The sequence below is a fragment of the Dactylosporangium sp. CA-092794 genome (assembly GCF_050948465.1).
Classification (GTDB): Bacteria; Actinomycetota; Actinomycetes; order Mycobacteriales; family Micromonosporaceae; genus Dactylosporangium.
The window spans coordinates 6,923,403-6,947,026 of the sequence record NZ_CP192044.1 but is presented as its reverse complement, the minus strand read 5'-3'; the positions used below and the strand labels follow the sequence as shown (position 1 = coordinate 6,947,026).

Here is a 23,624-nt window from a genome sequence, read left to right as displayed (position 1 = left end):
GTGCGCATCGCCGACGCCCGGGTCATCGTGACCTGCCCCGGCCGCAACTTCGTCACCCTCAAGCTCGTCACCGACGACGGCGTCACCGGCGTCGGCGACGCCACCCTCAACGGCCGCGAGCTCGCCGTCGCCGCCTACCTCACCGACCACGTCGTGCCCGCGCTGATCGGCCGTGACCCGGCCCGCATCGAGGACACCTGGCAGTACCTGTACCGGGGCGCCTACTGGCGCCGCGGCCCGGTCACCATGACCGCCGTCGCCGCCGTCGACACCGCCCTGTGGGACATCAAGGGCAAGGTCGCCGGCCTGCCCGTCTACCAGCTGCTCGGCGGCCGCAGCCGCGAGGGCGTCACCGTCTACGGCCACGCCAGCGCCGCCGACACCGACGGCGTCCTGGCCGAGGTCGCCCGCTTCACCGGGCAGGGGTACCGGGCCGTGCGGGTGCAGACCGGCGTCCCCGGCCTGCCCACCACCTACGGCGTCGGCAAGCCCGGCATCGTCTACGAGCCCGCCGACGCGGCGATCCCGTCGGAGGCCGTCTGGGACACCGAGCGGTACCTCGACCACGTGCCCCGGGTCTTCGCCCGCGTCCGCGCCGAGTTCGGCCCGCACCTCAAGCTGCTGCACGACGTCCACCACCGGCTCACCCCGATCGAGGCCGCCCGCCTCGGCAAGTCCCTGGAGCCGCACGCCCTCACCTGGCTGGAGGACCCGGTCCCGGCCGAGCTGCAGGAGGGCTACCGCCTGATCCGCCGGCACACCACCACCCCCCTGGCGGTCGGCGAGGTCTTCAACACCATCTGGGACTGCGAGCTGCTCATCCGCGAACAGCTCATCGACTACGTCCGCGCCACGGTCGTGCACGCCGGCGGCATCACCCACCTGCGCCGCATCTTCGACCTGGCCGCCCTGCACCACGTGCGCACCGGCAGCCACGGCGCCACCGACCTGTCGCCGGTCTGCCTGTCCGCCGCCCTGCACCTGGACCTGGCGGTGCCGAACTTCGGCCTGCAGGAGTACATGCCCCACAGCGAGGCCACCGACGCCGTCTTCCCGCACGGGTACCGTTTCGCCGACGGCTACCTGCACCCGGCCGAGACCCCGGGCCTGGGCGTCGACATCGACGAGGAGCTCGCCGCCCGGTATCCGTACCAGGCCGCGTCGCTGCCGGTGAACCGCCTGCCCGACGGCACCCTGCACTCCTGGTGAACCTTCGCGGCTGACGTTGCGTACCACCCCATGGACGGGCGGCACCTCGGTGGGGTCAGCACCGAGGTACCGCCCCCCGGTTAGCATCCGACCGTGGCCCGTCCGGTGATCTTCGACCTCTACAACACCCTGATCCCGGGCGCCGACGACGAACGGGACCGGGTGGTCGCCGAGATGGCCCTGATCGTCGGTGTCGCCCCGGCCGCCCTCGTCACCGCCTACCACGACAGCTGGCCCGACCGCCTCGTCCGGTGGAACGCCGAGGAAACGGTCCGCATCCTCGCCGGCCGCCTCGGCGCCACCCCGGGCGTGCGCCAGGTGACCCGCGCGGCCGACCACCGGCGCGCCCTCGCCCGCCGGTTGCTCGCCACCGCCTCCGCCGCCACCCTGGCCGTGCTGGACCGGTTGCGCGCCGCCGGTCACCCGCTCGCCCTGGTCAGCAACGCCACCTCGGACACCGCCGAGGCGTGGCCCGGCACCCCGCTCGCCGCGCGGTTCGACGCCGCGGTCTTCTCCTGCGAGGCCGGCCTGGCCAAGCCCGACCCGGCGATCTACCGCGCCGCCGCCGGCCGCCTCGGCACCGACCCGGCGGACTGCGTCTACGTCGGCGACGGCGCCGACGACGAACTGCCGGGCGCGGCGGCGGCCGGCATGACCACCGTCCGCACGACCGAGTTCACCGACAACGCCCCGAACTGGCCCGGCCCGGCCGTCGCCGCCCTCGCCGCCCTGCCCGCCCTCCTGCGTTAGTTGATGGTCGGGCGGCCGTCGCGGGCTGGGCGTCGGTGGCCACCGGTGGGGGCACAAGCGGTCAGCGCCGACCCGGGGGCGGCGCGGTGCGGTGCGGATGTCGCACCAGGCGGGCGCAACCGGCGATCCGCGCGGCTGGGGGCGGACGTATGTCTCCGTGATCATGATGTCCGCGGTGACCGCACCACGGGTTTGCCATGATCCCGGAACCTTTCGGTACACAGGGGTACATCACCGCTCCACGATCATGAAAAACCCTTGGTGTCGATGCCCGGGTGCGCATGATCACGGAGACTTCCGGTCGTGGCGCCGTGCCGCGCACGACGGGTGCGATCGCGCCCGCCCCGAGCGTGTTGGGGCGGGCACCGCTTGGTCGCCGGCGGGCATGGCGGCCGGCGGCGCCGGTTTCCCGGGCGGTGCCGGAGGGCGCCGGGGTGCGGGTGAGCGCGGCGGCTGCGGGCCGGCCACCCCGGACCGCACGTGGCGCATCAGGGGGTGTGCCGGTGCCGGTCTGTGGCGGACACGCCAGGCTCATCCACCGCGCCGGCGGACGTGACCGACAACCGGCGGCCCGACGACGTACCAAACACGCTCAGGCGCGCATCGCGGCGTCGAGGAGGGCGTGGGCGGTGCGGCGCACCGTTTCCCCGGCCTGCTCGGGGGTCTGGCCGGCGATGTCCTGCAGCCAGATCAGGGACTCGATGCCCGTGGCGGAGCGGATGTCGACGGCGAGCCGGTGCCGGTCGACGTGGGGGTGGCTGTGCCGCAGCGGCGCGAGGGCGTCCTCGATCCAGGCGATGGCCCGGCCCCGGCGCAGGAGCGGGCGTTGCGGTTCGGCCGGGGCCGGCTGGTGCGCCGGCGGTTCGAGGGAGAGACGCAGCGCGGAGCGCAGCTGCGGCTGCCACTGCAGGTTGTACCGGGTGAACGCGGCCATGAAGGCGTCGAGCCGGGCCCGGGGCTCGACCGGCGCGTCGGGGCCGAGCAGGGTGTCCGGCTGGATCTGCGGTTGCGCGGCCAGCAGCAGGGAGCGCTGGTTGGCGAAGTAGCGGTAGGCCGTGGTGCGGGAGATGCCGGCGTGGGCGGCGGCGTCCTCGACCCTGGGGGTCAGGCCGTCGGCCAGCAGCTCACGGGCCGCGTCGACCAGGGCCTGGCGGGTGCGGGACTTCTGCTGGGTGCGGCCGGTCGCCTCATATGGAATTGCCATCGCCATCATGGTACCGTAATCCCATGGTACTGGAGTCCCACGATCCCGTCGTCACCGACCCCGACCACTACACCGTGATCTTCGAGAACGACCGGGTGCGCGTGCTGGAGTACCGGGACCGGCCCGGCGACCGGACACGCCCGCACCGGCATCCGGACAGCGTGATGTACACGGTGACCGCCTTCCGCCGGCGCATCAGCGACGGCCACCGCGCCGTCGACGTGGACCTGCCGGCCGGCGCCGTGCGCTGGGTCGGGGCGCAGGAGCACTCCGGGCACAACGTGGGCGAGACGCCGACCCACAGCATCTTCGTCGAGCTCAAGGAGCCGGCCCCGGCCGCGGGCGCCGGCGTGCTGGGGCCACAGCCCTAGGCGCCCGCGGCGTCCAGGGCGGCCAGGTGCTCCCGGGTCAGCTCGAGGTCCAGGGCGGGCAGCGCCGCCTCGAACTGCTCCAGCGTCCGCGGGCCGATGAGCGGGATCGCCCCGGGCGCCGAGCGGTGCAGCAGCCACGCCAGGACCAGCTGGTTCGGGCGCACCCCGAGCTCGCCGGCCAGCCGGACGTCCGCGTCCGGGCCCGCGTAGGCGGCCATGGCCCAGTGGCCGCCGCGCTTGCCCGGGTCGTCGTAGATGCCCTGGAGCGCACTCGAAGTCAAGCACGGCCCCGACACGTTTGACCGGCCGCCGGTGCGGAAATTTACCTCCGATATGGGCGAGATCAAGGTCGGCACCGCGTCCTGGACGGACCGCACGCTGCTGGACTCGGGCTGGTACCCGCCGGAGGCCACCAGCGCGGAGCAGCGCCTGGCCTACTACGCGACACAGTTCCCGCTGGTCGAGGTCGACTCGACGTACTACGCGCCGCCGAACGAGCAGACCACCCGCCTGTGGGCGCAGCGCACCCCGCCCGGCTTCACCTTCAACATCAAGGCCTTCAGCCTGCTGACCGGCCACCCGACGAAGGTGGCGGCGCTGCCGAAGGACCTGCGCCCGGACACCGCCAAGCCGAACATCTACCCGAAGGACGTGCCGGCGCAGACGTACGAGGACGTGTGGGCCCGCTTCCTGGACGCCCTGGAGCCGCTGGCCGAGGCGGACAAGCTGGGGCTGCTGCTGTTCCAGTTCCCGCCGTGGTTCACCATCCGCAGGTCGAACAAGCAGACGCTGCTGGAGGTCGCGGCCCGCTGCAAGCCCCACCGGGTCGCGGTGGAGTTCCGGCACGCCTCCTGGTTCACCGGCGACAACGAGCGGGAGACGCTGGACTTCCTGCGCGCCCACGACCTGGCCTACGTGGTCGTCGACATGCCGCAGGGCCACCGCTCCTCGATCCCCCCGGTGGTCGCCGCCACATCGGATGTGGCCGCGATCCGCTTCCACGGCCACAGCGACCGGTGGACCAGCCGCGACATCCACGAGAAGTTCGGCTACCTATACTCCACCAGGGAACTGCAGTCCTGGGCCCCGAAGGTCCGATCCCTGGCCGAGAAGACCGCCAGCACCCACGTCCTCATGAACAACTGCTATTCGGACTACGCCCAGCGCAACGCCGCCGAGCTTGCAGCCATGCTGACCAGCTGAAACGGCAATCGGCGCCGGCCACCGGGGAGTTGCGGCCGTCTCGCCCGCCGGGCGGACGTATGCCTCCGTGATCATGATGTTCGCGGTCGCCGTGTCGCGGGTTTTTCATGATCCCGGAGACTTGTGGTACACGGGTGTACATCGCCGCTCCGTGATCATGAAAAACCGTTGGTGCCGGTGCCGGTTGCGCATGATCGCGGAGACTTCCGGTCGCTGCGCCGAGCATACGGCGTTGAAGGCCCGGCTGGTCCGGCTCGAGCAGCTGTGCGGGCTCGGCCAGGCGCAGCCCGGCGAAGAGGGCCCCCACCTCCCCGCCTGGCTGTGCCCGACCGCCGGTGAGCACCGGCTGCCGTCACGCCGGTGGAGGTCGGCGGAACCCCGGCGGTCGCGCGCCGCGGCGGCCGGCGGCTCAGCGGTTGATCGTGAAGGTCACCGGTGCGCTGAGCTTCGTGCCGATCCGGGCGACGACCTGGTAGGCGCCGGGCGGGGCGGGGCTCGCGGCGGTCGCGCAGGTGTGCGGCGTGGTGCGGTAGCTGCTCCACATGTAGCGGTAGCTGACCGCGTCGCCGGCCGCGAAGGACCGCACGTCGCTGCGGTGGTCCGCGGCGCACTCGTCGGAGGAGAAGAGCAGGGTGCCCTCGCGCAGGACGCGGACCTCCTGGGCGCCGGGGCCGAGGTCGCGGGCGCACCAGCCGGCCGTGGTGTTGGCGATCGCGATGCTGAACGTGAACGTGCCGCCCAGCACCCCCGGCGAGGGGCTGACCGCGACCGTCACCGTGATCTGCTCGTCGCCGCACGGCGGCACGCTGGGCGGGGGCATCGGGCGCTCGGTGGCCGCCGCGGTGCCGCTCTCCGGGGTCGCCTGGACGAACGAGGGCGAGGCGAGGTCGGTCGGGCCCGGCCCGGCCGGGGCCGTGCCGGTGGCGGCGGCCGGGCCGGTCGCGCCGCCGGTGCCGGGGGCGGCGGCCGCGGGCGCCGACGCGCTGTGCACCGCGGCCGGCTTGCCGCCGTCGCCGCCGCGCAGGGCGAGCCAGACGAGCAAGACCACCACGACGAACAGCACCGCGACGAGCGCACGGCGGCGCCAGTAGACGGCGGGAGGGTGTGGTCCGACGGTCAGGCGCATCGCCGGTCGTTGCATGCGGGCAGTTTGCCAGAACGCTCATGGGGCCCGAGGGCCGGGCGGGACGCATCCATCGGCCGCCGTCGACACGCCGAATCCGCCGAATCAGGGCAAATCGCGACCGGCGAGATGCCGGACGAACCAGGAGGAATCGTCCAGCCACGGAACGTGGCCGGCGCCGGGTGGGACGGCGAGGGGCGCCCGCGGGAACAGCTCGGTGTAGGCGGCGGCCGGCCACGCCGGCCGCGCGCCGTCGCCGAAGGCAGTGGCGTCTGGCCCGCTTGTAGCCGGTGAAGTCGGGGGCGGCCCGCGTCACCGGGTCACGTCATTCCCACGGCAGCTGCCGCAGCGTCGCCCACACCACCTTGCCGCCGCCGGTATACATGCAGCCCCACGCGGCGGCCAGGCCCTCCACGACGAGCAGCCCGCGGCCCGGCTCCTGCTCGTCGCCGCCGGAGCGGCGCAGCGGCCGCGGCGAGGCGTCGCGGACGGCGACGTGCAGGTGGCGCCGCCGCAGCGTCACGCTGAGACGGATCCGCGTGCCGGCGTGCTGGACGGCGTTGGCGACCAGCTCGGTGACGATCAGCGCCGCATGGTCGGCCAGGTGCGGCAGGCGCCACTGACCGCAGGCGCGGTCGACCAGCGCCCGGGCCTGCGCGGTCGCGCCCGGCGCCGGCGCCAGCTCGAGGTCCAGGCGACGCGGGCCGGGCCGCCGCTCGTGCTCGGCGAGCGCGTCGGCGAGCGTGGCCACCACCGGGACCTGCCGGGCGATGCCCATCCGCTCCAGCTGCCCGCGCAGCGCCGGGCCGGGCCCGGCGACGATGAGCCCGGTGCTGGTCTCCGTACCCTGGCGGGCCAGCATCGGCAGCGCGGTGAGCGCGATGTCGTCGACCGCCACCATCGCGCTCACGTCGACGACCAGCAGCTCCGGCTGGTCGGTCAGCGCCTTCATCCCGGCCCGGCGCAGCTCGGCCACCGTGATCAGGGTCAGCGCGCCGGTGGCGTGCAGCAGGGTCACCGGGAAGCCCGGCTCGTGGTCGCAGACCAGGTCCTTGGTGTGTTCCTGGGCGCTCATGACAGCTCGTCCACCGGTGCACCGTCCTCCAGGGCGCCCAGCCGTTCGACCGCGGTGCTGCCCTGCCGGACGATCTCGGCGAGGCCGTAGGCGCCGTCGTCGCGGTCGCCGGACAGCACCACGCCCACGGCGGCCGGGCCCCACCAGCGGGCGGCGGTGCGGAACAGCGGGCCGGCGGCGGGCCGGTGACCGTTCTCCGCGGCCGCAAACGCGCGGAGTGCCTCGACGCCCGCAGCGGAGGCACCGGCCACGACGATCCCGCGGGGATCGACCATGCTGCGTGACTCTACGTCGTTCATAGCTCTCTCGACCCGGGGTGTGTTCACCCGCCACTACCCTCGGGCGGAGGAAGCCAAACGAAAACCATCGCGCGGCACCGGGCAGGCGGCCGGATGGCGGCCCACGCGCTTGGCCCGGCCGGCACGGGGCACAAGGCAGGTATGGCCCCGAGCGTGATGGTGTTCGCCCCGGCGCCGCTGACCGTCACCATCGACCCGCATCGAGTACCTCGAGGAGTCGGCGTGAGGATCCTCATCACCAACGACGACGGCATCGCCGCGCCGGGCATCCGGCACCTGGCCCGGGCCGTGCACGCGCTCGGCCACGACGTGGTGGTCGCCGCCCCCGGCGCGGAGGCGAGCGGCTCCAGCGCCGCGCTGACCGCGGTCACCGAGGACGGGCGGCTGATGCTCGACACCGTCGCCGTCGACGGCCTGCCCGGCGTGCCCGGCTTCGGGGTGAAGGCGTCGCCCGGGTACATCGCGGTCCTGGCGGGTCTGGGCGCCTTCGGCGACCGCCCGGACGCGGTACTGTCCGGCATCAACCGCGGCGCCAACGCCGGCCACGCGATCCTGCACTCGGGCACGGTCGGCGCGGCGCTGACCGCGGCGAACCACGGCATGCGGGCGCTCGCCGTCTCCCTGGACGTGCTCAGCCCGGCCGAGGCGTCCAGCGCCTCCGGCGGGGCGGCGTTCACCGCGCTGATCGAGGCCGCCGACAACGCCCGCCACTGGGCGGGCGCCGCCGACCTCGCGGCCCGGCTGCTGTCCTGGCTGGCCGCCGCCCCGCCCGGCACCGTGCTCAACCTCAACGTGCCGGACCGCCCGGCGGACGTGCTGCGCGGCCTGCGCCGGGCCACGCTCGCCCCGTTCGGCCAGGTGCAGATGGCGATCGCCGAGCACGGCAAGGGCTACGTGCGCACGTCGATCGAGGAGCGGGGCGAGCGGCTCGTGCCGGGCTCGGACATCGCCCTGCTCGCCGAGGGCTACGCGACCGTCACCGCGGTGACCCCGCCCACCGCCAACCCCGGGCTGGAGCCGCCGCCCGGCGCCTGGCCCGAGCTCTGACGGGCCGGCGGCCTACTCGGCGTCGAGGCGGTCCAGCGCCCAGAGCGCCCACTCGTGCAGCGTCAGGAAGTAGCGCGCGCCGAGCTCGGCGGAGAACAGCGCGACGGCGGGATGCCCGCCCCGGTCGGCCTCGTCGATCGCCGCGCGGAGGCGCTCGTACTCCTGCAGGCTGCCCTCGGCCTGGTACCGCAGCACCTTCCGGGCGTCTTCGGCGTCCAATGTGGACAGCAGGAAGAGCTTGAGGGTGTGCTCGTTGCGCACGACCGGCTCGTCGTTGGGGTCCAGCACCCAGGCACGCAGCTCGGTGCGGCCCGCGTCGGTGATCGCGTAGGTGCGCCGCCCCCGCGGGCCCTCCTCGACGACCGTCGCGAGGCCGTCGGCGGCGAGCCGGTTCAGCTCCGGGTAGATCTGGCTGTGCTGGGCGTGCCAGGCGTAGCGGCGCAGGTTCCGCTCGAACTTACGGGCCAGGTCGTACCCGCTCGACGGCTCTTCCGCGAGCAACCCGAGCAGGGCGAACCGCAACGACATGGGAACCTCCTGCCGACACCCTACACACCAAGATATTGACAGGTAGATTTCGTCATGTCATGTTCTCCCCATGACATGGATGCCGCTCACGGTGGCCGCCGTGATCGCGATCGTGATCGCCGCCCCGGCCGGGTTCGTCGCGCTGCGCCGCCGGGCCGTCGCGCGCCGGCTCGCCCTGCCGCCGTCCGGCATCGACGAGCAGGGGTACGTGCGGATCGGCGGGGTGGACCAGTGGGTGCAGATCCGGGGTGCCGACCGGGCCAACCCGGTGCTGCTGATGCTGCACGCGCACGGCGCCTCGATGATCCCGCTCACGCCGCTGTACACCTCCTGGGAGCGGCACTTCACCGTGGTGCAGTGGGACCGCCGCACGGTCGGGCGGACCCGCCGCGCGGGGCGCGGCTCCGGCGACGCCGACTGGACGTTCGACCGCTTCGTCGCCGACGGTGTGGAGCTCGTCGAGCACCTGCGGCAGCGCCTGGGGCAGGACCGGGTGGTCCTCGCGGGACACTCCCAGGGCACCGTGGTCGGCATCGGCATGGCCCGCCGCCGGCCCGACCTCTTCCACGCCTACGTCGGCATGAGCCAGATGGTGGACATGCCGCGCAACGAGTCGATCGTCTACGAGCGGCTGCTCGCCCAGGCCCGCTCGGCGGGCCGGCGCCGCGCGGCCGGGGGACTGGCCGCGCTCGGCCCGCCGCCCTATCCCGACCGGACGGACTGGATCCGCCGGCTGCGCTACACCATGAGCCTCGACCCCGAGGGGCGCGCCTGGCAGCGGACCGCCCTGACCCGGACGCTGTTCATGCCCGGGTACTCCGTGCGGGACGTCCTCGGCTGGTTCACCGACGTCACGGTCTTCCCCCAGCACCTCTACGCGGAGACGATGGCGGTCACGCCCGAGACGCTCGGCACCCGCTTCGCGGTGCCGGTGGTGCTCCTGCACGGCACGCGGGACGTGTTCGCCCTGCCCGAGCTGGCCGAGGAGTACGCCGAGCGGATCGAGGCACCCGGCAAGGCCTTCGTGCCGCTGGACGGACTGGGCCACATGGCGCCCTTCCTCGCCCCCGACCGGGTCATCGCGGCGCTACTGGAAAATGTTCACCGCGCGCGCCACCACCAGGGCGACGGTGACCAGGGAGACGCCGGACTGGAACATCATGGCGAGCTTCGCCCAGCGTGACAGCGGCAGCGTGTCGGTCGGGCTGAACGCGGTGGCGTTGGTGAAGGACAGGTACAGATAGTCGACGATGCCCGGCTCCCAGTCCCGGTCGGCCAGCTCCGGCGAGGTCATCTGGGTGAACAGGAAGTCGGGACGGACGCGGCGGGCGTTGGCCCGGGCGGCCGGCCCGCCGCGGTCGAACTCCCAGTACCACAACGCGAAGACGATGATGTTGGTCAGCCAGATCGCACCGCCCTGCAGCAGCAGCGCCACGGCGTCGGTGCCGCCGTGGCCGGTGGCCAGCCGGTAGACGAGCCGCCCGGCCGAGTACGCGGTGGCCAGGCTGGCGGCGAGCACGAGCAGCAGCCCGGCGACCCGGGCCAGGCGCGACTCGCGGTTGATCCGCCGCGGGTTGGCGACGGTGAGCACGGCGTAGAGCAGCAGCTCCAGCGACGGCAGCACGAACTTCGGGGGGAACGCCAGCTCGCTGGGGATGCTCAGCTGCAGCCCGAGGATGATCAGCAGGGCGATCGTCACGGGCAGCCGGTGCTCACCGGCGGTCGGGCGCAGCCAGGCGGGGAGGTGAGGGCCCTCCTCGCCGGGCTGCGCCTGGCCGAGCCCGCACAGCTGCTCGAGCCGGACCAGCCGGGCCTTCAACGCCGTATGCTCGGCGTGGTCGACCGGACGGTGCAGCGGTTCGGGCGCCTCGGCCCGGTTGGATAAAAGGTCGCTCACGCGCACATTGTCGACCGCCCCGCAAGACCGCAACCACCAGCGCCGCTGGACGGTGTACACCGCGGGCCGCACGGCGCAGCGACCGGAAGTCTCCGCGATTCATGCTCCACCCGCCGCCGACACCAACGCTCTCTCGGGGTCGGTGACCCGTTGCCTGGCGGTGTGTTGACCGCCCTGCTGTAGGTCTGTGCATCGCTTCTCTCGGGGTGTTGTTCAGTGGCGCGACGTTGCTGATCAACAGGAGGCGAAGGTCGCGTGCCCCGAGTGTTTCGTGTGCGGATGCCGTCCGGTGACGGGTATTGGACGGTGCTCGATGGGGAGCTGCGGGTCGAGCCCGTGGCGGATGGCCTCCTGCGGGAGTTGCGGTTCGGGCGGGATCGGGCGGAGGCGACGACGAAGTCGTGCGCCGGCGGGGTGGCCTGCTGAGCCAGCGAGCGCGGAGTCAGTCCGGCTGTTCGTACCGCGCCAGCTGGGCGGTCAGGTCATCGAAGAGTCGACCGGCGAGGTGGAACAGCTCCGTACGGTCGTGCTCGGACCAGCCGTCCAGTGCGGAGTCGAGCCAGCCCAGGACTACCGACAGGTAGCGGTCGATGGCCTGTTGGCCGACCGGCGTGATCTCGACGAGGCGAGCTCGGCGATCATCGGGGTCAACCACCGTCCTGACCATGCCGCGCTGTTCGAGCCGGTGGACATGGCGGGTCACGTGTGGACCCTCCACCTGCATCTGGGCCGCGATCTCGCCGACCCGGCGCGGTCCGCCGGCTGCGTTCAGCACGGCGAGGACGTTGATGGCGGGTCGCTCGAGGGCGGCGCCGGTCGCCGCCACGGCCGCCTCGTACAACGCGCCCCGGTTGACTGCGGCGCCCAGCGCACCCAGCCGGGCCAGCAGTTCCCCGGACGCTGCTGTGGTCATGACCACACTCCAAATTGAATACCTAACTTAGGTATATAGTTGGGCCATCCCCGGAGCCGGCCCAGGCCAACTCCGACCTCGAAAGTCTAACGAAGTTAGGTAACGAAATGCGCACGGTACAGACACCCGTATCACCGGCGGCGGCAGCTCACGCAAATCCGAGGCTGACCGTGATCGCCGTGGCCGCGGTCGTGGCCGCCTCATCGATCCAGCAGAGCGCGGTACTGCCCCTGCTGGGCCGCCTGCAGAGCGCGCTGCACGCGCCGTTGACGACGGTGGCATGGGCCTTCACGGTCAGCCTCCTCGTCGGCGCGGTGGCCACACCGCTGCTCGGCCGGCTGGGGGACACGTACGGACGGCGACCCGTCCTGCTGTTCACCATGGCCGCCCTGATCACCGGATCGGTGCTGGGTGCGTTCTCCACCTCGATCGCCACCCTGATCGCCGCCCGCGTCTTGCAAGGCATCTCGATGGCCACCCTGCCGCTGGCTATCGGCATCGTCCGCAGCGCACTGCCCCGCGAGAAACTTGCCACCGGGCTCGGCGTCGTGTCCGCCACGGGCGGCATCGGCGTCGGCGGCGGACTCGTGCTCGCCGGCGTCGTCGCCAACTACACCGACGGGTACCGTGCCGTCTTCTGGGCCATCGCCGGCATCGCCGTGACCGCCGCCCTGTTCGCGGCCCTCGTCGTCCACGACCCCGCGCCGCCGCGCCGGGCCCGCCTCGACCTCCCGGGCGCCGCGCTGTTGACCGGCACGCTGGTCAGCCTCCTGCTCGGCATGAGCCAGGGCAGCGCCTGGGGATGGACCAGCCCTTGCATTCTCGCCCTGCTCGGCGGCGCCGTCGTCCTCGGCATCGTGTGGATCCTCGTCGAGCGCCGCAGCCCGGCCCCGCTGGTCGACACCGCCATGCTCACCCACCGCGGCACCGTCGGCGCCAGCGTCTGCGCTCTGCTGGTCGGCTTCGCGCTCTACAGTGGGTTCACCCTCATACCCAACTTCGTCCAGACCCCCACCCAGGCCGGATACGGCTTCGGCGCTTCGGTCCTGCAGGCGGGCCTCGACCTGCTCCCCACCACCTTGCTCATGATCCTGGTCTCCACCCAGGCCGGCCTGCTGATGCGCCGGTTCGCGGCCACCACGCTGGTCGCAGCGGGATCAGCCCTCACCGCCCTGGCCAGCCTCTGGCTCGCCGTGTCGCACGCACACCGATACGACATCTACGCGGCCACCGCCCTGCTCGGCATCGGCATCGGACTTGCCTTCGCCGCCCTGGGCACCATGGCCGTCGAACACGTCAGCCCCGACGAAACCGCAGTGGCCAGCGCGGTCAACAGCCTGCTCCGGCTCGTCGGCGGCGCGATCGCTGGCGCAGGCACCGCGGCTGTGCTCGCGCGCAGTACCATTGCGCACACGGCGATCCCGTCGGAGCAGGCGTACCGCATCGGATTTGCCATGGGCGCCATCGGCGCCGGCCTCGCAGCGGTCGCGGCCGTCGTCTTCGGCCTGCCCCGACGCCGCCAGGCGACAGCCGATTCTGAACAGCCAAAACCCCCGCAACCGGGATCGCCGACCCCAAGGGAACGTGCAGTTTCATGGCGCGTCCGCCGTCGTGGTGTATGAGGGCAGCGCCTGATCGTGGTGGTTCATGTCGGGCGGCGCGGCGGGGCGGACGTTGCGGATGTTGCATGCGCCATGCGGAACATCCGCTGCGTGGGGCGGGGCGGACGTATGTCTCCGTGATCATGATGCCCGCGGTGGCCGCAGCACGGGTTTGCCATGATCCCGGAGACTTGTGGTACACGGGGGTACATCAGCACTCCGTGATCATGAAAAACCGTTGGTGCCGGCGGCGGGTACAGCATGATCGCGGAGACTTCCGGTCGCTGCGCCGTGCTCCGCGGCGGCCGGCACCCGGCGGGTGGGGCGTGATCGCCGGCCGCGCCCGGCCCGGCGCGTCGGGACGCGCGGGCCGGGCACCACGTGGCCGCCATGCTCGCGGGGGCCGGCGATGCCGGTGCCCGGGCGGCGGCCGATGTGGGGTACCGGGACGGGCAGAGTATGGCGGTGGCGGGCTGGCCACGCCGGCCGCACTCGGAGCATCACGGCGGGACCGGGCCGGCGCGCCGCGGCGCGGCCGACGTTTCCGTCGCCTCCGGACGGGCACCCCGAGAGGGAGAACCGAGCGTAAGGAGGTCGACATGAGTACGGTCACCGAGTCCGTCGACGTGCACGTCCCGGTACACACCGCCTACGACCAGTGGACCCAGTTCGAGTCGTTCCCGCAGTTCATGAGCGGCGTCGAGGAGATCCGCCAGCTCGACGACCGGCACACGCACTGGGTGACCAAGATCGGCGGGGTGCGGCGCGAGTTCGACGCCGAGATCACCGAACAGCACCCGGACGAGCGCATCGCCTGGAAGAGCGTCGGGGGCGACACCAGCCACGCCGGCGTGGTCACCTTCCACCGCCTCGGCGACCAGGAGACCCGGGTGACGGTGCAGCTGGAGTGGCAGCCGCAGAACCTCACCGAGAAGGCCGGCAGCGCCATCGGCGCCGACGACATGCAGGTCAAGGCCGACACCCGGCGCTTCAAGGAGTTCGTCGAGCACCGCGGCCAGGCCACCGGCGCGTGGCGCGGCGACATCCCGCGCCCCGGCGCCTGACCCGCCCGGTCCCGCCGTCACCGGTCCCGCCCGTCCCGGGCGGGGCCGGCTGCGCCCCGGCCGCCTGCCGTACTCCGTTTGGGCTGAGCCCGCGATGGGTACCAGCCATCGACGGCGTCGCGGCGAGCGGCGTGGGGGAGGTGCCATGGAGCTGGCGGTCACGTTGTCCACCCGGCGGCGCGAGAGTCTGCTGGAGCTGACCGGGGTCCTCGACTACGCGTCCGCGCCCTACCTGCGCCAGGTGGTGTTCGAACGGTTCGACGCCGGGTCCCGGCACATCGTCCTCGACGTCTGCGGCCTGCGGCTGCTCGACGCGGCGGCGATCAAGGTCCTGCTGTACCTGCGGCGGCGCGCGGAGCACCTCGACGGCGGGCTGCGCCTGGCCGGCCCGGCCCGCACGGTGCTCACCGCGCTGGAGATCGCCGGCGTGGCGAAGCAGCTCGGGGCGTACGACGACCTCGACTGGCCGCTCGCCCAGCGCCGCCGCCTCCCGATCGACCTCGACGACCTGCACCTCGGCCACGGCCACTGGCCTGCGGAGGTCACCGAGCTGCTCACCCGGCTGCACCGGTTCGACCCCGCCGACCCGGGCCGCCGCCGCGCCCGCGACGAGGTGATCGAGGTCTGTCTGCCCACGGCCCGCCAGATCGCCCGCCGCTACGGCGGGGCCGGGGAACCGTTCGCCGACCTCATGCAGGTGGCCGCGCTGGGCCTGCTGAAGGCGGTCGACGGGTTCGACCCGTCCCGCGGCATCGAGTTCGGCGCCTACGCCACACCCACGATCGCGGGCGAGATCAAGCGCCACTTCCGGGACCGGACCTGGGGCGTGCGGCTGCCCCGCCGCCTGCAGGAGCTGCGGCTGCAGGTCAACCACTCCCGCGACGAGCTCACCCAGCGCCTCGGCCGGGCCCCGACGATCGCCGATCTCGCCGCGGACGTGCAGGCCGGTGCGGAGGAGATCGTCGAGGTGCTCGGCGCGGGCCACGCGTACCGCCCGATCTCGCTGGACACCCCGACCCGCACCGCCGACGAGACGACCACGATCGCCGACACCGTCGGCGGCGAGGCGTCGGAGTACAGCCTGGTCGAGTACCGCGAGTCGCTGCGCGTGCTGATCGAGCGCCTGCCCGAGCGCGAGCGGCGCATCCTGGCCCTGCGCTTCTACGGCAACCTCACCCAGACCGAGATCGCCGATCGGGTCGGCATGTCGCAGATGCACGTCTCACGGCTGCTGACCCACTCGCTGGACTTCCTGCGCCGCCAGCTGCGCGAGTGACCGCTGCGGGCCCAGGTCGACGGTCTCGCCCCGGAACACCGGCCGGACCCGCCCGCCGAGCCCGCGGGCGGACGCCAGCTGCAGGAAGTTCGACAGCGGATCGCGGAACACCGGGTAGTCGTCGTAGTGAATAGGCACGATCCGCTCCGGGCGCACCAGCTCGGCCAGGGCCACCCCGTCCCGCGCGTCCATGGTCACCAGCACGCCCAGGATCCGGGTCCCGCCCAGGTGCAGCAGCGCCGCGTCCACGGCGCCGAAACGGCGCGGGATCTCCCGCAGCACCCGCGGGCGGAACCGGGTGTCGCCGCTGACGTACACCCGCAGCCGCCGCCCGTCCCCCTCCCAGTCGATGATGCTGCCCATCGTCTGGGGCATCGCCAGGTCGACCGCGGGCGGTCCGTGCCGCGCCGGCACCGCGGTGATGCGCAGCGTCTCGTCCCCGCGCCGCCACACCACGTCCTCCCACACGCCGAGCCCGAGCGCGCCGCCGAACTCCCAGGTGCGCAGCCGCCGCGCCGCCTGCGGGGTGGTGACGACCGGCAGCTCCCGCGGCAGCTCCCGGCGGGCCACCCGGTCGAAGTGGTCGCCGTGCAGGTGCGACAGCACGATCCCGTCGAGCGCCGGCAGCTGGCCGGGCCGCAGGGCGGGCTCAGTGCGCCGCCGGCTCCACAGCCCGTGCCCGAGATACGCCCGCTGCCCCCGGTGCAGGAAGTTCGGGTCGGTGAGCAGGGTGAACCCGCCGAGGCGCAGCAGCACCGTGGCGGTCCCGATGAACGTCGCCGAGGTCTCCATGCCGGGCCGACTACCCGGTCCGGCCCGCCTCACACGGGCGGACCGGGCGGGCGCAGCCCCGCCATGGCGAGCCCGAACAGCCGGGCGGCCCGCCGCGGGTCCGGCTCGGCGGCGATCGCGATGCCGTTGACCAGGTCGAGCAGGTCGTCCACGGCGACGCCGGGGCGCAGGGTGCCCGCCCGCTCGGCCAGCGCGGCCAGGCTCGCGGCCGCGTCGCGGACGATGTCGTGGCAGCCGCCGGCGTCACCGGCCGGCGCGTAGCCGCGCGGCGCCAGCGACGCGGCCAGGCCGCGCGTGCCCGCGGTGTAGGCGGCCAGCTCCGCGAGCCAGGTCATCAGCCCGTGCGCCGGGTCCTCGGCGGCCAGCCGGTCGGCGCGGTGGCGCAGCTGCTCCACCCCGTCGCGGAACACCTCGTCGAGCAGCGCGTCGCGGGAGCGGAAGTGCCGGTGCAGCGTCGCCGAGCCGACCCCGGCCCGGCGGGCGATCTCCTCCAGCGACGCGCCCGCGCCGTCACGCGCCACGACCTGCGCGGCCGCGGCCAGGATGCGCTCCCGGTTGCGCCGCCCGTCGGCCCGGACCGGCCGGGGCTGCTCGCTCATCGGAGGCCTCCTTTGACGAATTGGAGGGGCACCCCATATCGTAGACCGGGCTAAACGGGGGTCAACCCCGTTTCATCGGTACCATAGGAGCAGGCTCATGACCGATCCCCGTCCCGTCCTCGTCTCGGGCGCCACCGGCAAGCAGGGCGGCGCCACCGCCCGCGCGCTGCTCGCCGCCGGCACCCCCGTGCGCGCCCTGGTCCGCGACCCCTCGTCGGCGCCGGCCCGCGCCCTGGCCGCCGCCGGCGCGACCCTCGTCCGCGGCGACCTGGACGACCCGGCGTCGCTCTCCGCGGCCGCCGCCGGTGCCCGGGCGGTGTTCTCGGTGCAGATGCCGGACCTGGCCGACCTGATGGGCGACCGTGAGGTCCGCCACGCCCGCAACCTGGTGACCGCCGCCCGCGCCGCCGGCGCCGAGCAGGTGGTGCACACGTCGGTCTCCGGCGCCGGCCACTTCGACCGGGACGCCTTCGACGAGCCCCGATGGGGCGCCTACATGGGGCACTACTGGGCGAGCAAGGCGGCGGCGGAGGAGCTGGCCCGCTCGGCGGGCTTCGACCGCTGGACGATCATCCGGCCCGCGACGTTCATGGAGAACCTCGTCCGCCCGTCGTACCTCTACGCGGAGTCGGCCCCCGACCGCATGCGGGTGGCCGTGGACCCGGACGCGCTGTTCGCCTGGGTGGCCGTCCGCGACGTCGGCACCGCCGCGGCGGCCGCCTTCGCCGACCCGGACCGCTTCGCCGGGGTCGAGCTGGAGCTGGCCGGGGACCGCGTGTCGTACCGCACCGCCGCCCGCCTCATGTCCGCCGCCCTCGGCACCACGATCGAGCCGCCGGCCGGCCCCGAGGCGGCGCTGGCCGACGGGCTGCTGCCGGAGATGGCCCGCGGCCAGCAGTACTCCCAGCACAACCCGGCCCCGGCCCGGCCCGACGCGGCGCGCGCCCTGGGCGTGCCGACCACCACCTTCGAGGAGTGGGCCCGCACCGACCTCGTCCGGCTCGACGCGCCGGCCCCGCGGAGCGGCAGTTAGGCCGGCTCGCGCGGTGCGTACGGGTGGGCCATGGCAGAACTGGCCTGGCTCGGCGTCGTGCGGCACGGGCCGCGCCCCGCCCAGGGCTGAGTTCCGCAGGCATTGACAACCGTCGCGATCGGGTCGTAGCGTTTCCGTCGCTTACTCGGTTCAGTAAGGGTACTGAACCGATGTCTGGCCGCGGAAGGAGCCCCCGTGCGCATGCCCAGAACCGTCCGGGGCGCCGTCGTGCTGGCGATGCTGGTCGCCGCCGTCGTCGCCGTGCCGCTGCCCGCGCGGGCGTTCCCCGCCTCGACGCCGGCCGCGCTGGTCAACTACCTGTCGAGCATCTCCGGTCAGTACACCATCACCGGACAGCACAACCGGGAACCCAACTCCGACCCGACCAAGTGGACCCGGGCCGCGCAGGGCATCACCGGGCAGACGCCGGGCCTGTGGGGCGGCGACTTCCTGTTCGCCGCCTCCGACGTGGCCGCCCGCCAGACAATGGTCAGCGAGGCGATCCGGCAGTGGCAGGGCGGCTCGCTGGTCGCGCTGACCTGGCACATGTGCCCGCCGACCGTGGGCTCCACGTGCGGCTGGGACTCCAACGGGGTGCTCAGCCACCTCGACGACAACCAGTGGAGCCAGCTGATCGCCGACGGCTCGGGGCTGAACACCGCGTTCAAGAACCGGCTGAGCGAGGCGGTGCCGTTCCTGCGCCAGCTGCAGAACGCCGGCGTGCCGGTGCTGTTCCGGCCGATCCACGAGATGAACGAGGGCTGGTCGTGGTGGGGCGGCCGGCCCGGGCCCAACGGCAGCCGCCGGCTCTTCCAGATCGTCCACGACTACTTCGCCGGCCAGGGGCTGTCCAACCTGGTGTGGGTGTGGAACGTCAAGGACACCAACATGGGCTCCATCGGCGACTACTGGCCCGGCCCGTCGTACGTCGACGTGGCCACCCTCGACATCTGGGTCAAGCTCGCCCCGAGCGGCGGCGACTACCAGGCCATGCTCAACGTGGCCGGCGGTAAGCCGATCGCGCTGGCCGAGGTCGGGCAGGTGCCGAGCGTGTCGCTGCTGCAGGCGCAGCCGCGGTGGACGTACTTCATGGTGTGGGCCGAGTACCTGCAGGACCCCGCCTACAACACCAACGCGGCCGTGCAGAACACCTACTTCAACAGCCGCGTGCTCGTCCGCGGCGAGTTCACCGTGCCCGGCGGCAGCGGCGGCGGCTCCCGCACCGGCCCGGTCACCGGCCTGGCCGGCAAGTGCCTGGACGTGGCCGCTTCCGGCGCCGCCAACGGCACGAAGATTCAGCTGTACACCTGCAACGGCACCGGCGCGCAGTCGTGGACGGTCGGCGCCGACGGCACGCTGCGCGCGCTGGGCAAGTGCCTCGACGTGACCGGCGGCGTCAACGCCGACGGCACGAAGGTGCAGCTGTGGGACTGTAACGGCAACGGCCACCAGCAGTGGTCCCGCTCCGGGCAGACCCTGGTCAACCCGGAGACCGGCAAGTGCTTGGACGTCACCGGGCAGAACAGCGCCGACGGCACGCAGATCCAGATCTGGACCTGCAACGGCCAGACCAACCAGAACTGGACCCTGCCGTCCTGACCGCCGCCGCCCTCTCGCGGCCGGCGCGGCGGGCGGAAACACTCCGCGATCATGAGGTGGCCGCCGCGGAATTGCGGCTTTCTCATGATCGCGGAGACATATTGTACCTATGGGTACACTTCCGCTCCGTGATCATGAAAAACCCGTGGTGCGCACCGTGATTCGGGCATGATCGCGGAGTGTTGGTGTCGCGGCGGGCGGGGCTCGGGGTGTGGATGGCTCAGGGGTGGCGGGGTGCGGCGCGGTAGCGGAGGCCGTCGATGAGGACGGCGACCATGCGCTGGCTGTAGGCGACGCTCTCGCCGGGTGCGGTGTGGCACAGGTGGGCGACGGCGCGCAGCAGGTCGTCGGCGCTGATGTCGGTGCGGATCTCGCCGGCCGCCGCGGCGGCGTCCAGCAACGCCTCGAGCGCCGGGCCGAGTTGCCGCAGGAAGTAGGCGGGCAGGCCGTCGTAGGCCGGGTCGCCCGAGTGCAGGGCCGCGGCGAGCCCGCGTTTCGTGCCGACGAATCCGGTGTACCGCAAAATCCACTGCTCCAATGCCACGCCCGGCTCGTGGGTGGCGCTCAGCGCCGGGCCCGCCTCGACGCAGGCGTCGACATCGCGCTGCAGCACGGCCGTGATCAGGTCCGAGCGCAGCGGGAAGTGCCGGTACACCGTCCCGACGCCGACCCCGGCCAGGTCGGCGATCTCCTTCGCCGGCGCGTCGACGCCCGAGGTGGCGAAGACGGTCTTCGCCGCCTCCAGCAGGGAGCCGACGTTGCGTTGCGCGTCGACGCGCAGCCGGCGCGGGGCGCGCTCGCGCGCGGCCGGACCGTCCGTGTGCTCGGTCACCACACCCTCCGCTTGCTGTTCCGGAAAAGCTTTCCGTATAGTTGATTCGGAAGGGCTTTCCGCTTCCCGTCAGGGTACACCTGAGGAGGACTCACATGCAGTACCGCACGCTCGGCCGGACCGGCATCAAAGTCAGCCCCTACGCGCTCGGCACGCTGATGTTCGCCACGTCCGTCGGCAACCCCGATCCCGAGGACTCGGCCCGCATCATCCACAAGGCGCTGGACGCGGGGATCAACTTCGTGGACACCGCCGACGCCTACGGCGACTCCGAGGAGGTCGTGGGCCAGGCGCTCAAGGGGCGCCGCGACAGCGTCGTCCTGGCGACCAAGGTGAGCCGCCCGATGGGCCAGGACCCCAACCAGCAGGGCGCCTCCCGGCGCTGGATCACGACCGCGGTCGAGAACTCGCTGCGCCGCCTGCAGACCGACTACATCGACCTGTACCAGATCCATCGGCCCGACCCCACCACCGACATCGAGGAGACCCTGTCCGCCCTGTCGGACCTGATCCACAGCGGGAAGGTCCGCGCGATCGGGTCGGCCAACACGCCGGCGTCCGACATCGTCGAGGCGCAGTGGGTCGCCGAGCGGCGCGGCCTGGCCCGGATGCGCACCGAGCAGCCGCCCTACTCGCTGCTCAACCGGGGCGTCGAGCGCGAGGTGCTGCCGATCGCGCAGCGCTACGGGATGGGCACGCTCGTGTGGGGCCCGTTCGCCCAGGGGCTGCTCACCGGCCGGGTCCGCAAGGGCGGGCAGAACGAGCTGCGCCGGGCCGGGCTGTTCCGGCACCTCAACGACGAGCACCGGATCGACGCCGTCGAGGCGCTCATCCCGCTCGCCGAGGAGGCGGGCATGCCGCTGACCCACCTGGCGATGGCGTTCGCCATCGCGCACCCGGGCGTGACCAGCGCGCTCATCGGGGTACGCACGATGGAGCACCTCGACGGCCTGCTCAGCGGCCTGGACGTGGCGCTCACCGACGATATCCTCGACCGGATCGACGAGATCGTCCCGCCCGGCACCGACGTCGGCGCCCTCGACCAGGCCTACGCGCCCCCGGCTCTGCTGAGCCCGGGCCTGCGCCGCCGCCCCGCCGCCGAGCGCCGCGCCGGCTGAGCGACGTCACGGGGCGGGCGGAGCCGTGCTGTCCCGCACGACCAGCACCGCGTTCGGCGCGCGGACGCTGCGCGGCGGGCGGCCGTCGAGCCACTCGAACAGCAGCCGGGCGGTGCGCGCGCCGTAGTCGGCGATGTCGCGCCGCAGCACGGTCAGCGCCGGGTGGACCAGCTGGCACAGTGGCGAGTCCTCCCAGGCCAGGATCGACACCCCGGCCGGCACCGGGACGTGCATCTCCGCGGCGACACCGAGGGCGGCCAGGGCCATCAGGTCGTTGTCGTAGACGATCGCGGTGGGGCGGCGGCGGGCACTGAGGATGCGGCGGGTCGCCTGCGCCGCCGCCTCGCCGGTGGAGTCGGCGGCGACCGTCTCCACCTCCAGCGGGCCGGCCGCCAGCGCCTCGGTGCGGGCCCTCGTGTGGGCCAGGTCGGCCGGGCCGCTGACCCGGGCGATGCGCCGGTGGCCCAGCGCCGCCAGGTAGCCGGTGATCTTGGCGGCGGCCGCGGGCTCATCGGTGGACAGGTTGGCCAGGCCCGGCAGCGGGCCCGCGCCGCCGGCGACGACCGCGGGCAGGCCCAGCTCCAGCGCCGCCGCCGGGCGCGGGTCGTCGGCTCGCAGGTCGGTGAGGATCACGCCGTCGACCCGGCGCTCGGCGTGCCAGCGGCGGTAGATGGCGATCTCCTCGTCGGGGCCCGCCACGAACTGCAGGGCCAGGCCGCAGCCGCGGGAGTACAACTCCGTCTGCAACCCGGCGATGAACTGGCGGCGGAACACCTCGCTGCGCAGCGCGGCCGACGTGCGGCGCAGGGCCAGCCCGACCACGCCGGCGGACGCGCCGTGCATGGCCACCGCGGCCCGGTGCGCGGTGAAGCCGAGCTCGGCGGCCACCTCCCGGACCCGCTCGCGCAGGTCGTCGGAGACGCCGGGGCGGCCGTTGAGCGCATACGACACCGCGACCCGCGACACGCCGACCCGGCGCGCGATGTCGCTCATCGTCGGCCGCCGCCCCGCCATCCACGCTCCGATCCTCCGCCACCGCGAAACGTAGCGTAACCGGCTCAGCGCGCGGGCGGCGCTGTGCTGTCGCGCACCAGCAGCCGCGCGGTCGCGTCCTGGAAGTCGGCCGGCGGCCCGCCGGCCAGGAACGCGAGCAGCGTGCGGGCCGCGTTGGCGCCGTAGGCGGGCACGTCGCGGGACAGCGCGGTCAGCGCCGGGAACGCCATCTCGCACAGCTGCGAGTCGTCGCCGGCCACGATGGACAGCCGGCCGGGCACGTCCAGGCCCAGCTTGCGGGCCACGTGCAGCCCGGCGGTGGCCATGATGTCGTTGTCGAACGTGATCGCGGTCGGCGGCTCGGGCGCGGTCAGCAGCCGCTCGGTCGCCCACGCGCCCGCCTCCCAGCTGTAATCGGTGTCGACGACCTCGGCCCCGGCGAGGCGCAGCCGCCGGGCCGCGGCCCCGAACGCCGCCGTGCGGATCCGGGTGTGCTCCAGCGACACCAGCCCACCGACCCGGGCGATGCGCCGGTGGCCGAGCCCGGCCAGGTAGTCGACCGCCTCGGTGAACGCGGCCGCGTCGTCGCTCCACACCGCCGGCATCGCGGTGCCCGGCCGCGGCGGGCCGACCAGCACACCGGGCAGCCCGAGCCGCTCGAGCGCGGCGACCCGCACGTCGTCGACCCACAGGTCGGTGAGGATCGTCGCGTCGATGCGCCGGGCCGCCCACAGCCCGCGCAGGGCCTCGATCGCCTGCGCGTGGTCGCCGGCCACCTGCAGCACCAGCGCGGTGCCGGTGGTCGCGAGCTCGGTCTGCAGGCCGGCGATGAACTTCATGTAGAACGGCTCCACGCCCAGCGTCGCCGCGTCGCGGGCGATGACCAGCCCGATCGCCTCGGCCCGGGCCGCGGACAGGTTGCGCGCGGCGGCACTGGGCTGCCAGCCCATCTCGTCGGCGATCGCCCGGATCCGCTCCCGGGTGCGCGCCGACACCCCGGGCCGGTCGTTGAGGGCGAACGAGACCGCGCCGATGGAGACGCCGGCGGCCTCGGCGATGTCGCTGATCGTCGGGCGCTTCACTTCGTTTTGGCGGCCT

26 protein-coding genes are annotated in these 23,624 nt (G+C 73.5%); 13 read left to right on the top strand and 13 right to left on the bottom strand.

Annotated features, from left to right (window positions below; all coding sequences use genetic code 11):
• On the top strand, positions 1 to 1,209 hold the full coding sequence (gene manD, locus ACQPXD_RS29570; protein WP_432824585.1) for a D-mannonate dehydratase ManD: 1,209 nt from the start codon (positions 1 to 3) through the stop codon (positions 1,207 to 1,209).
• Positions 1,210 to 1,302: 93 nt separating this feature from the next.
• Positions 1,303 to 1,959, top strand: coding sequence for an HAD family hydrolase (locus tag ACQPXD_RS29565; protein WP_432824584.1), 657 nt, complete (start codon positions 1,303 to 1,305; stop codon positions 1,957 to 1,959).
• Positions 1,960 to 2,551: 592 nt separating this feature from the next.
• Here ACQPXD_RS29565 and ACQPXD_RS29560 read toward each other — a convergent pair.
• On the bottom strand, positions 2,552 to 3,163 hold the full coding sequence (locus ACQPXD_RS29560; RefSeq protein WP_432824583.1) for a TetR/AcrR family transcriptional regulator: 612 nt from the start codon (positions 3,161 to 3,163) through the stop codon (positions 2,552 to 2,554).
• Between the two features lie 23 nt (positions 3,164 to 3,186).
• Here ACQPXD_RS29560 and ACQPXD_RS29555 point away from each other — a divergent pair, with 23 nt between their 5' ends.
• Positions 3,187 to 3,534, top strand: a complete 348-nt coding sequence (locus ACQPXD_RS29555; protein WP_432824582.1) for a cytoplasmic protein — start codon at positions 3,187 to 3,189, stop codon at positions 3,532 to 3,534.
• Here the strand turns inward: ACQPXD_RS29555 and ACQPXD_RS29550 are convergent.
• Positions 3,531 to 3,815: an aldo/keto reductase gene (locus tag ACQPXD_RS29550; protein WP_432824581.1), complete on the bottom strand. Its 285-nt coding sequence runs from the start codon at positions 3,813 to 3,815 to the stop codon at positions 3,531 to 3,533. The two genes, ACQPXD_RS29555 and ACQPXD_RS29550, sit on opposite strands and share 4 nt — an antisense overlap.
• A 52-nt stretch (positions 3,816 to 3,867) precedes the next feature.
• Here ACQPXD_RS29550 and ACQPXD_RS29545 point away from each other — a divergent pair, with 52 nt between their 5' ends.
• Positions 3,868 to 4,737: a DUF72 domain-containing protein gene (locus tag ACQPXD_RS29545; protein ID WP_432824580.1), complete on the top strand. Its 870-nt coding sequence runs from the start codon at positions 3,868 to 3,870 to the stop codon at positions 4,735 to 4,737.
• A 409-nt stretch (positions 4,738 to 5,146) separates the two neighbouring features.
• Here the strand turns inward: ACQPXD_RS29545 and ACQPXD_RS29540 are convergent, their stop codons facing one another.
• From ACQPXD_RS29540 to ACQPXD_RS29530, 3 genes are all read right to left on the bottom strand, one after another.
• Positions 5,147 to 5,878, bottom strand: a complete 732-nt coding sequence (locus tag ACQPXD_RS29540; protein WP_432824579.1) for a hypothetical protein — start codon at positions 5,876 to 5,878, stop codon at positions 5,147 to 5,149.
• 307 nt (positions 5,879 to 6,185) lie between these two features.
• On the bottom strand, positions 6,186 to 6,935 hold the full coding sequence (locus ACQPXD_RS29535) for an ATP-binding protein (RefSeq protein ID WP_432824578.1): 750 nt from the start codon (positions 6,933 to 6,935) through the stop codon (positions 6,186 to 6,188).
• Positions 6,932 to 7,210, bottom strand: a complete 279-nt coding sequence (locus ACQPXD_RS29530) for a chemotaxis protein CheB (protein ID WP_432824577.1) — start codon at positions 7,208 to 7,210, stop codon at positions 6,932 to 6,934. The genes ACQPXD_RS29535 and ACQPXD_RS29530 overlap by 4 nt, the downstream gene beginning before the upstream one ends.
• Before the next feature lie 246 nt (positions 7,211 to 7,456).
• Between ACQPXD_RS29530 and surE the strand changes: the two genes are divergently transcribed.
• Positions 7,457 to 8,281: a 5'/3'-nucleotidase SurE gene (surE, locus tag ACQPXD_RS29525; protein ID WP_432824576.1), complete on the top strand. Its 825-nt coding sequence runs from the start codon at positions 7,457 to 7,459 to the stop codon at positions 8,279 to 8,281.
• A gap of 12 nt (positions 8,282 to 8,293) precedes the next feature.
• Here surE and ACQPXD_RS29520 read toward each other — a convergent pair whose 3' ends face one another.
• The gene (locus tag ACQPXD_RS29520; RefSeq protein ID WP_432824575.1) at positions 8,294 to 8,809 is read right to left on the bottom strand and encodes a PadR family transcriptional regulator; all 516 of its coding nucleotides are present in this window, start codon (positions 8,807 to 8,809) and stop codon (positions 8,294 to 8,296) included.
• Positions 8,810 to 8,879: 70 nt separating this feature from the next.
• Here ACQPXD_RS29520 and ACQPXD_RS29515 point away from each other — a divergent pair, with 70 nt between their 5' ends.
• Positions 8,880 to 9,992, top strand: a complete 1,113-nt coding sequence (locus tag ACQPXD_RS29515; RefSeq protein ID WP_432824574.1) for an alpha/beta fold hydrolase — start codon at positions 8,880 to 8,882, stop codon at positions 9,990 to 9,992.
• Here the strand turns inward: ACQPXD_RS29515 and ACQPXD_RS29510 are convergent.
• On the bottom strand, positions 9,897 to 10,706 hold the full coding sequence (locus ACQPXD_RS29510) for a hypothetical protein (RefSeq protein ID WP_432824573.1): 810 nt from the start codon (positions 10,704 to 10,706) through the stop codon (positions 9,897 to 9,899). The two genes, ACQPXD_RS29515 and ACQPXD_RS29510, sit on opposite strands and share 96 nt — an antisense overlap.
• A gap of 279 nt (positions 10,707 to 10,985) precedes the next feature.
• Between ACQPXD_RS29510 and ACQPXD_RS29505 the strand changes: the two genes are divergently transcribed.
• Positions 10,986 to 11,132 carry a hypothetical protein gene (locus tag ACQPXD_RS29505; RefSeq protein WP_432824572.1) on the top strand — a complete coding sequence of 49 codons (147 nt, stop codon included), beginning with the start codon at positions 10,986 to 10,988 and terminating at the stop codon, positions 11,130 to 11,132.
• A gap of 16 nt (positions 11,133 to 11,148) precedes the next feature.
• On the opposite strand, the gene ACQPXD_RS29500 is transcribed toward ACQPXD_RS29505, so the two are convergent.
• The gene (locus ACQPXD_RS29500) at positions 11,149 to 11,619 is read right to left on the bottom strand and encodes a MarR family winged helix-turn-helix transcriptional regulator (RefSeq protein ID WP_432824571.1); all 471 of its coding nucleotides are present in this window, start codon (positions 11,617 to 11,619) and stop codon (positions 11,149 to 11,151) included.
• A 179-nt stretch (positions 11,620 to 11,798) separates the two neighbouring features.
• Here ACQPXD_RS29500 and ACQPXD_RS29495 point away from each other — a divergent pair, with 179 nt between their 5' ends.
• From ACQPXD_RS29495 to ACQPXD_RS29485, 3 genes are all read left to right on the top strand, one after another.
• Positions 11,799 to 13,241, top strand: coding sequence for an MFS transporter (locus tag ACQPXD_RS29495; RefSeq protein WP_432824570.1), 1,443 nt, complete (start codon positions 11,799 to 11,801; stop codon positions 13,239 to 13,241).
• Between the two features lie 578 nt (positions 13,242 to 13,819).
• Complete coding sequence (locus ACQPXD_RS29490) at positions 13,820 to 14,284, top strand: SRPBCC family protein (RefSeq protein WP_432824569.1); 465 nt, start codon at positions 13,820 to 13,822, stop codon at positions 14,282 to 14,284.
• Positions 14,285 to 14,429: 145 nt separating this feature from the next.
• Entirely contained in the window at positions 14,430 to 15,560 is a 1,131-nt protein-coding gene (locus ACQPXD_RS29485) for a SigB/SigF/SigG family RNA polymerase sigma factor (protein WP_432824568.1), read from the top strand.
• On the opposite strand, the gene ACQPXD_RS29480 is transcribed toward ACQPXD_RS29485, so the two are convergent.
• Together ACQPXD_RS29480 and ACQPXD_RS29475 are read right to left on the bottom strand one after the other, a co-directional pair.
• The gene (locus ACQPXD_RS29480; RefSeq protein WP_432824567.1) at positions 15,507 to 16,352 is read right to left on the bottom strand and encodes an MBL fold metallo-hydrolase; all 846 of its coding nucleotides are present in this window, start codon (positions 16,350 to 16,352) and stop codon (positions 15,507 to 15,509) included. The two genes, ACQPXD_RS29485 and ACQPXD_RS29480, sit on opposite strands and share 54 nt — an antisense overlap.
• Positions 16,353 to 16,381: 29 nt before the next feature.
• Positions 16,382 to 16,951 carry a TetR/AcrR family transcriptional regulator gene (locus ACQPXD_RS29475; protein ID WP_432824566.1) on the bottom strand — a complete coding sequence of 190 codons (570 nt, stop codon included), beginning with the start codon at positions 16,949 to 16,951 and terminating at the stop codon, positions 16,382 to 16,384.
• 97 nt (positions 16,952 to 17,048) lie between these two features.
• Here ACQPXD_RS29475 and ACQPXD_RS29470 point away from each other — a divergent pair, with 97 nt between their 5' ends.
• A complete protein-coding gene (locus ACQPXD_RS29470; RefSeq protein ID WP_432824565.1) occupies positions 17,049 to 17,984 on the top strand; it encodes an NmrA family NAD(P)-binding protein in 936 nt (311 codons plus the stop codon).
• Positions 17,985 to 18,185: 201 nt separating this feature from the next.
• The gene (locus tag ACQPXD_RS29465) at positions 18,186 to 19,583 is read left to right on the top strand and encodes a glycosyl hydrolase (protein WP_432824564.1); all 1,398 of its coding nucleotides are present in this window, start codon (positions 18,186 to 18,188) and stop codon (positions 19,581 to 19,583) included.
• A 220-nt stretch (positions 19,584 to 19,803) separates the two neighbouring features.
• Here ACQPXD_RS29465 and ACQPXD_RS29460 read toward each other — a convergent pair whose 3' ends face one another.
• On the bottom strand, positions 19,804 to 20,415 hold the full coding sequence (locus tag ACQPXD_RS29460) for a TetR/AcrR family transcriptional regulator (RefSeq protein WP_432824563.1): 612 nt from the start codon (positions 20,413 to 20,415) through the stop codon (positions 19,804 to 19,806).
• Positions 20,416 to 20,510: 95 nt separating this feature from the next.
• Between ACQPXD_RS29460 and ACQPXD_RS29455 the strand changes: the two genes are divergently transcribed.
• Positions 20,511 to 21,533 (top strand): aldo/keto reductase, encoded by a 1,023-nt coding sequence (locus tag ACQPXD_RS29455; protein ID WP_432824562.1) that lies wholly within the window; start codon positions 20,511 to 20,513, stop codon positions 21,531 to 21,533.
• A gap of 6 nt (positions 21,534 to 21,539) precedes the next feature.
• Here the strand turns inward: ACQPXD_RS29455 and ACQPXD_RS29450 are convergent, their stop codons facing one another.
• Both ACQPXD_RS29450 and ACQPXD_RS29445 read right to left on the bottom strand, forming a co-directional pair.
• The gene (locus ACQPXD_RS29450) at positions 21,540 to 22,547 is read right to left on the bottom strand and encodes a LacI family DNA-binding transcriptional regulator (RefSeq protein WP_432824561.1); all 1,008 of its coding nucleotides are present in this window, start codon (positions 22,545 to 22,547) and stop codon (positions 21,540 to 21,542) included.
• Between the two features lie 44 nt (positions 22,548 to 22,591).
• On the bottom strand, positions 22,592 to 23,608 hold the full coding sequence (locus ACQPXD_RS29445; protein WP_432824560.1) for a LacI family DNA-binding transcriptional regulator: 1,017 nt from the start codon (positions 23,606 to 23,608) through the stop codon (positions 22,592 to 22,594).
• Positions 23,609 to 23,624: the final 16 nt, after the last annotated feature.

What these genes read in the sequence shown, in the direction of transcription:
- ACQPXD_RS29560 (WP_432824583.1), bottom strand. Translation starts at nt 3,163, where the DNA reads ATGGCAATTCCATATGAGGCGACCGGCCGCACCCAGCAGAAGTCCCGC.
- ACQPXD_RS29555 (WP_432824582.1), top strand. Translation starts at nt 3,187, where the DNA reads ATGGTACTGGAGTCCCACGATCCCGTCGTCACCGACCCCGACCACTAC.
- ACQPXD_RS29545 (WP_432824580.1), top strand. Translation starts at nt 3,868, where the DNA reads ATGGGCGAGATCAAGGTCGGCACCGCGTCCTGGACGGACCGCACGCTG.
- ACQPXD_RS29540 (WP_432824579.1), bottom strand. Translation starts at nt 5,878, where the DNA reads ATGCAACGACCGGCGATGCGCCTGACCGTCGGACCACACCCTCCCGCC.
- ACQPXD_RS29535 (WP_432824578.1), bottom strand. Translation starts at nt 6,935, where the DNA reads ATGAGCGCCCAGGAACACACCAAGGACCTGGTCTGCGACCACGAGCCG.
- ACQPXD_RS29530 (WP_432824577.1), bottom strand. Translation starts at nt 7,210, where the DNA reads ATGGTCGATCCCCGCGGGATCGTCGTGGCCGGTGCCTCCGCTGCGGGC.
- ACQPXD_RS29520 (WP_432824575.1), bottom strand. Translation starts at nt 8,809, where the DNA reads ATGTCGTTGCGGTTCGCCCTGCTCGGGTTGCTCGCGGAAGAGCCGTCG.
- ACQPXD_RS29515 (WP_432824574.1), top strand. Translation starts at nt 8,880, where the DNA reads ATGACATGGATGCCGCTCACGGTGGCCGCCGTGATCGCGATCGTGATC.
- ACQPXD_RS29505 (WP_432824572.1), top strand. Translation starts at nt 10,986, where the DNA reads ATGCCGTCCGGTGACGGGTATTGGACGGTGCTCGATGGGGAGCTGCGG.
- ACQPXD_RS29500 (WP_432824571.1), bottom strand. Translation starts at nt 11,619, where the DNA reads ATGACCACAGCAGCGTCCGGGGAACTGCTGGCCCGGCTGGGTGCGCTG.
- ACQPXD_RS29490 (WP_432824569.1), top strand. Translation starts at nt 13,820, where the DNA reads ATGAGTACGGTCACCGAGTCCGTCGACGTGCACGTCCCGGTACACACC.
- ACQPXD_RS29485 (WP_432824568.1), top strand. Translation starts at nt 14,430, where the DNA reads ATGGAGCTGGCGGTCACGTTGTCCACCCGGCGGCGCGAGAGTCTGCTG.
- ACQPXD_RS29480 (WP_432824567.1), bottom strand. Translation starts at nt 16,352, where the DNA reads ATGGAGACCTCGGCGACGTTCATCGGGACCGCCACGGTGCTGCTGCGC.
- ACQPXD_RS29475 (WP_432824566.1), bottom strand. Translation starts at nt 16,951, where the DNA reads ATGAGCGAGCAGCCCCGGCCGGTCCGGGCCGACGGGCGGCGCAACCGG.
- ACQPXD_RS29470 (WP_432824565.1), top strand. Translation starts at nt 17,049, where the DNA reads ATGACCGATCCCCGTCCCGTCCTCGTCTCGGGCGCCACCGGCAAGCAG.
- ACQPXD_RS29465 (WP_432824564.1), top strand. Translation starts at nt 18,186, where the DNA reads ATGCCCAGAACCGTCCGGGGCGCCGTCGTGCTGGCGATGCTGGTCGCC.
- ACQPXD_RS29455 (WP_432824562.1), top strand. Translation starts at nt 20,511, where the DNA reads ATGCAGTACCGCACGCTCGGCCGGACCGGCATCAAAGTCAGCCCCTAC.
- ACQPXD_RS29450 (WP_432824561.1), bottom strand. Translation starts at nt 22,547, where the DNA reads ATGGCGGGGCGGCGGCCGACGATGAGCGACATCGCGCGCCGGGTCGGC.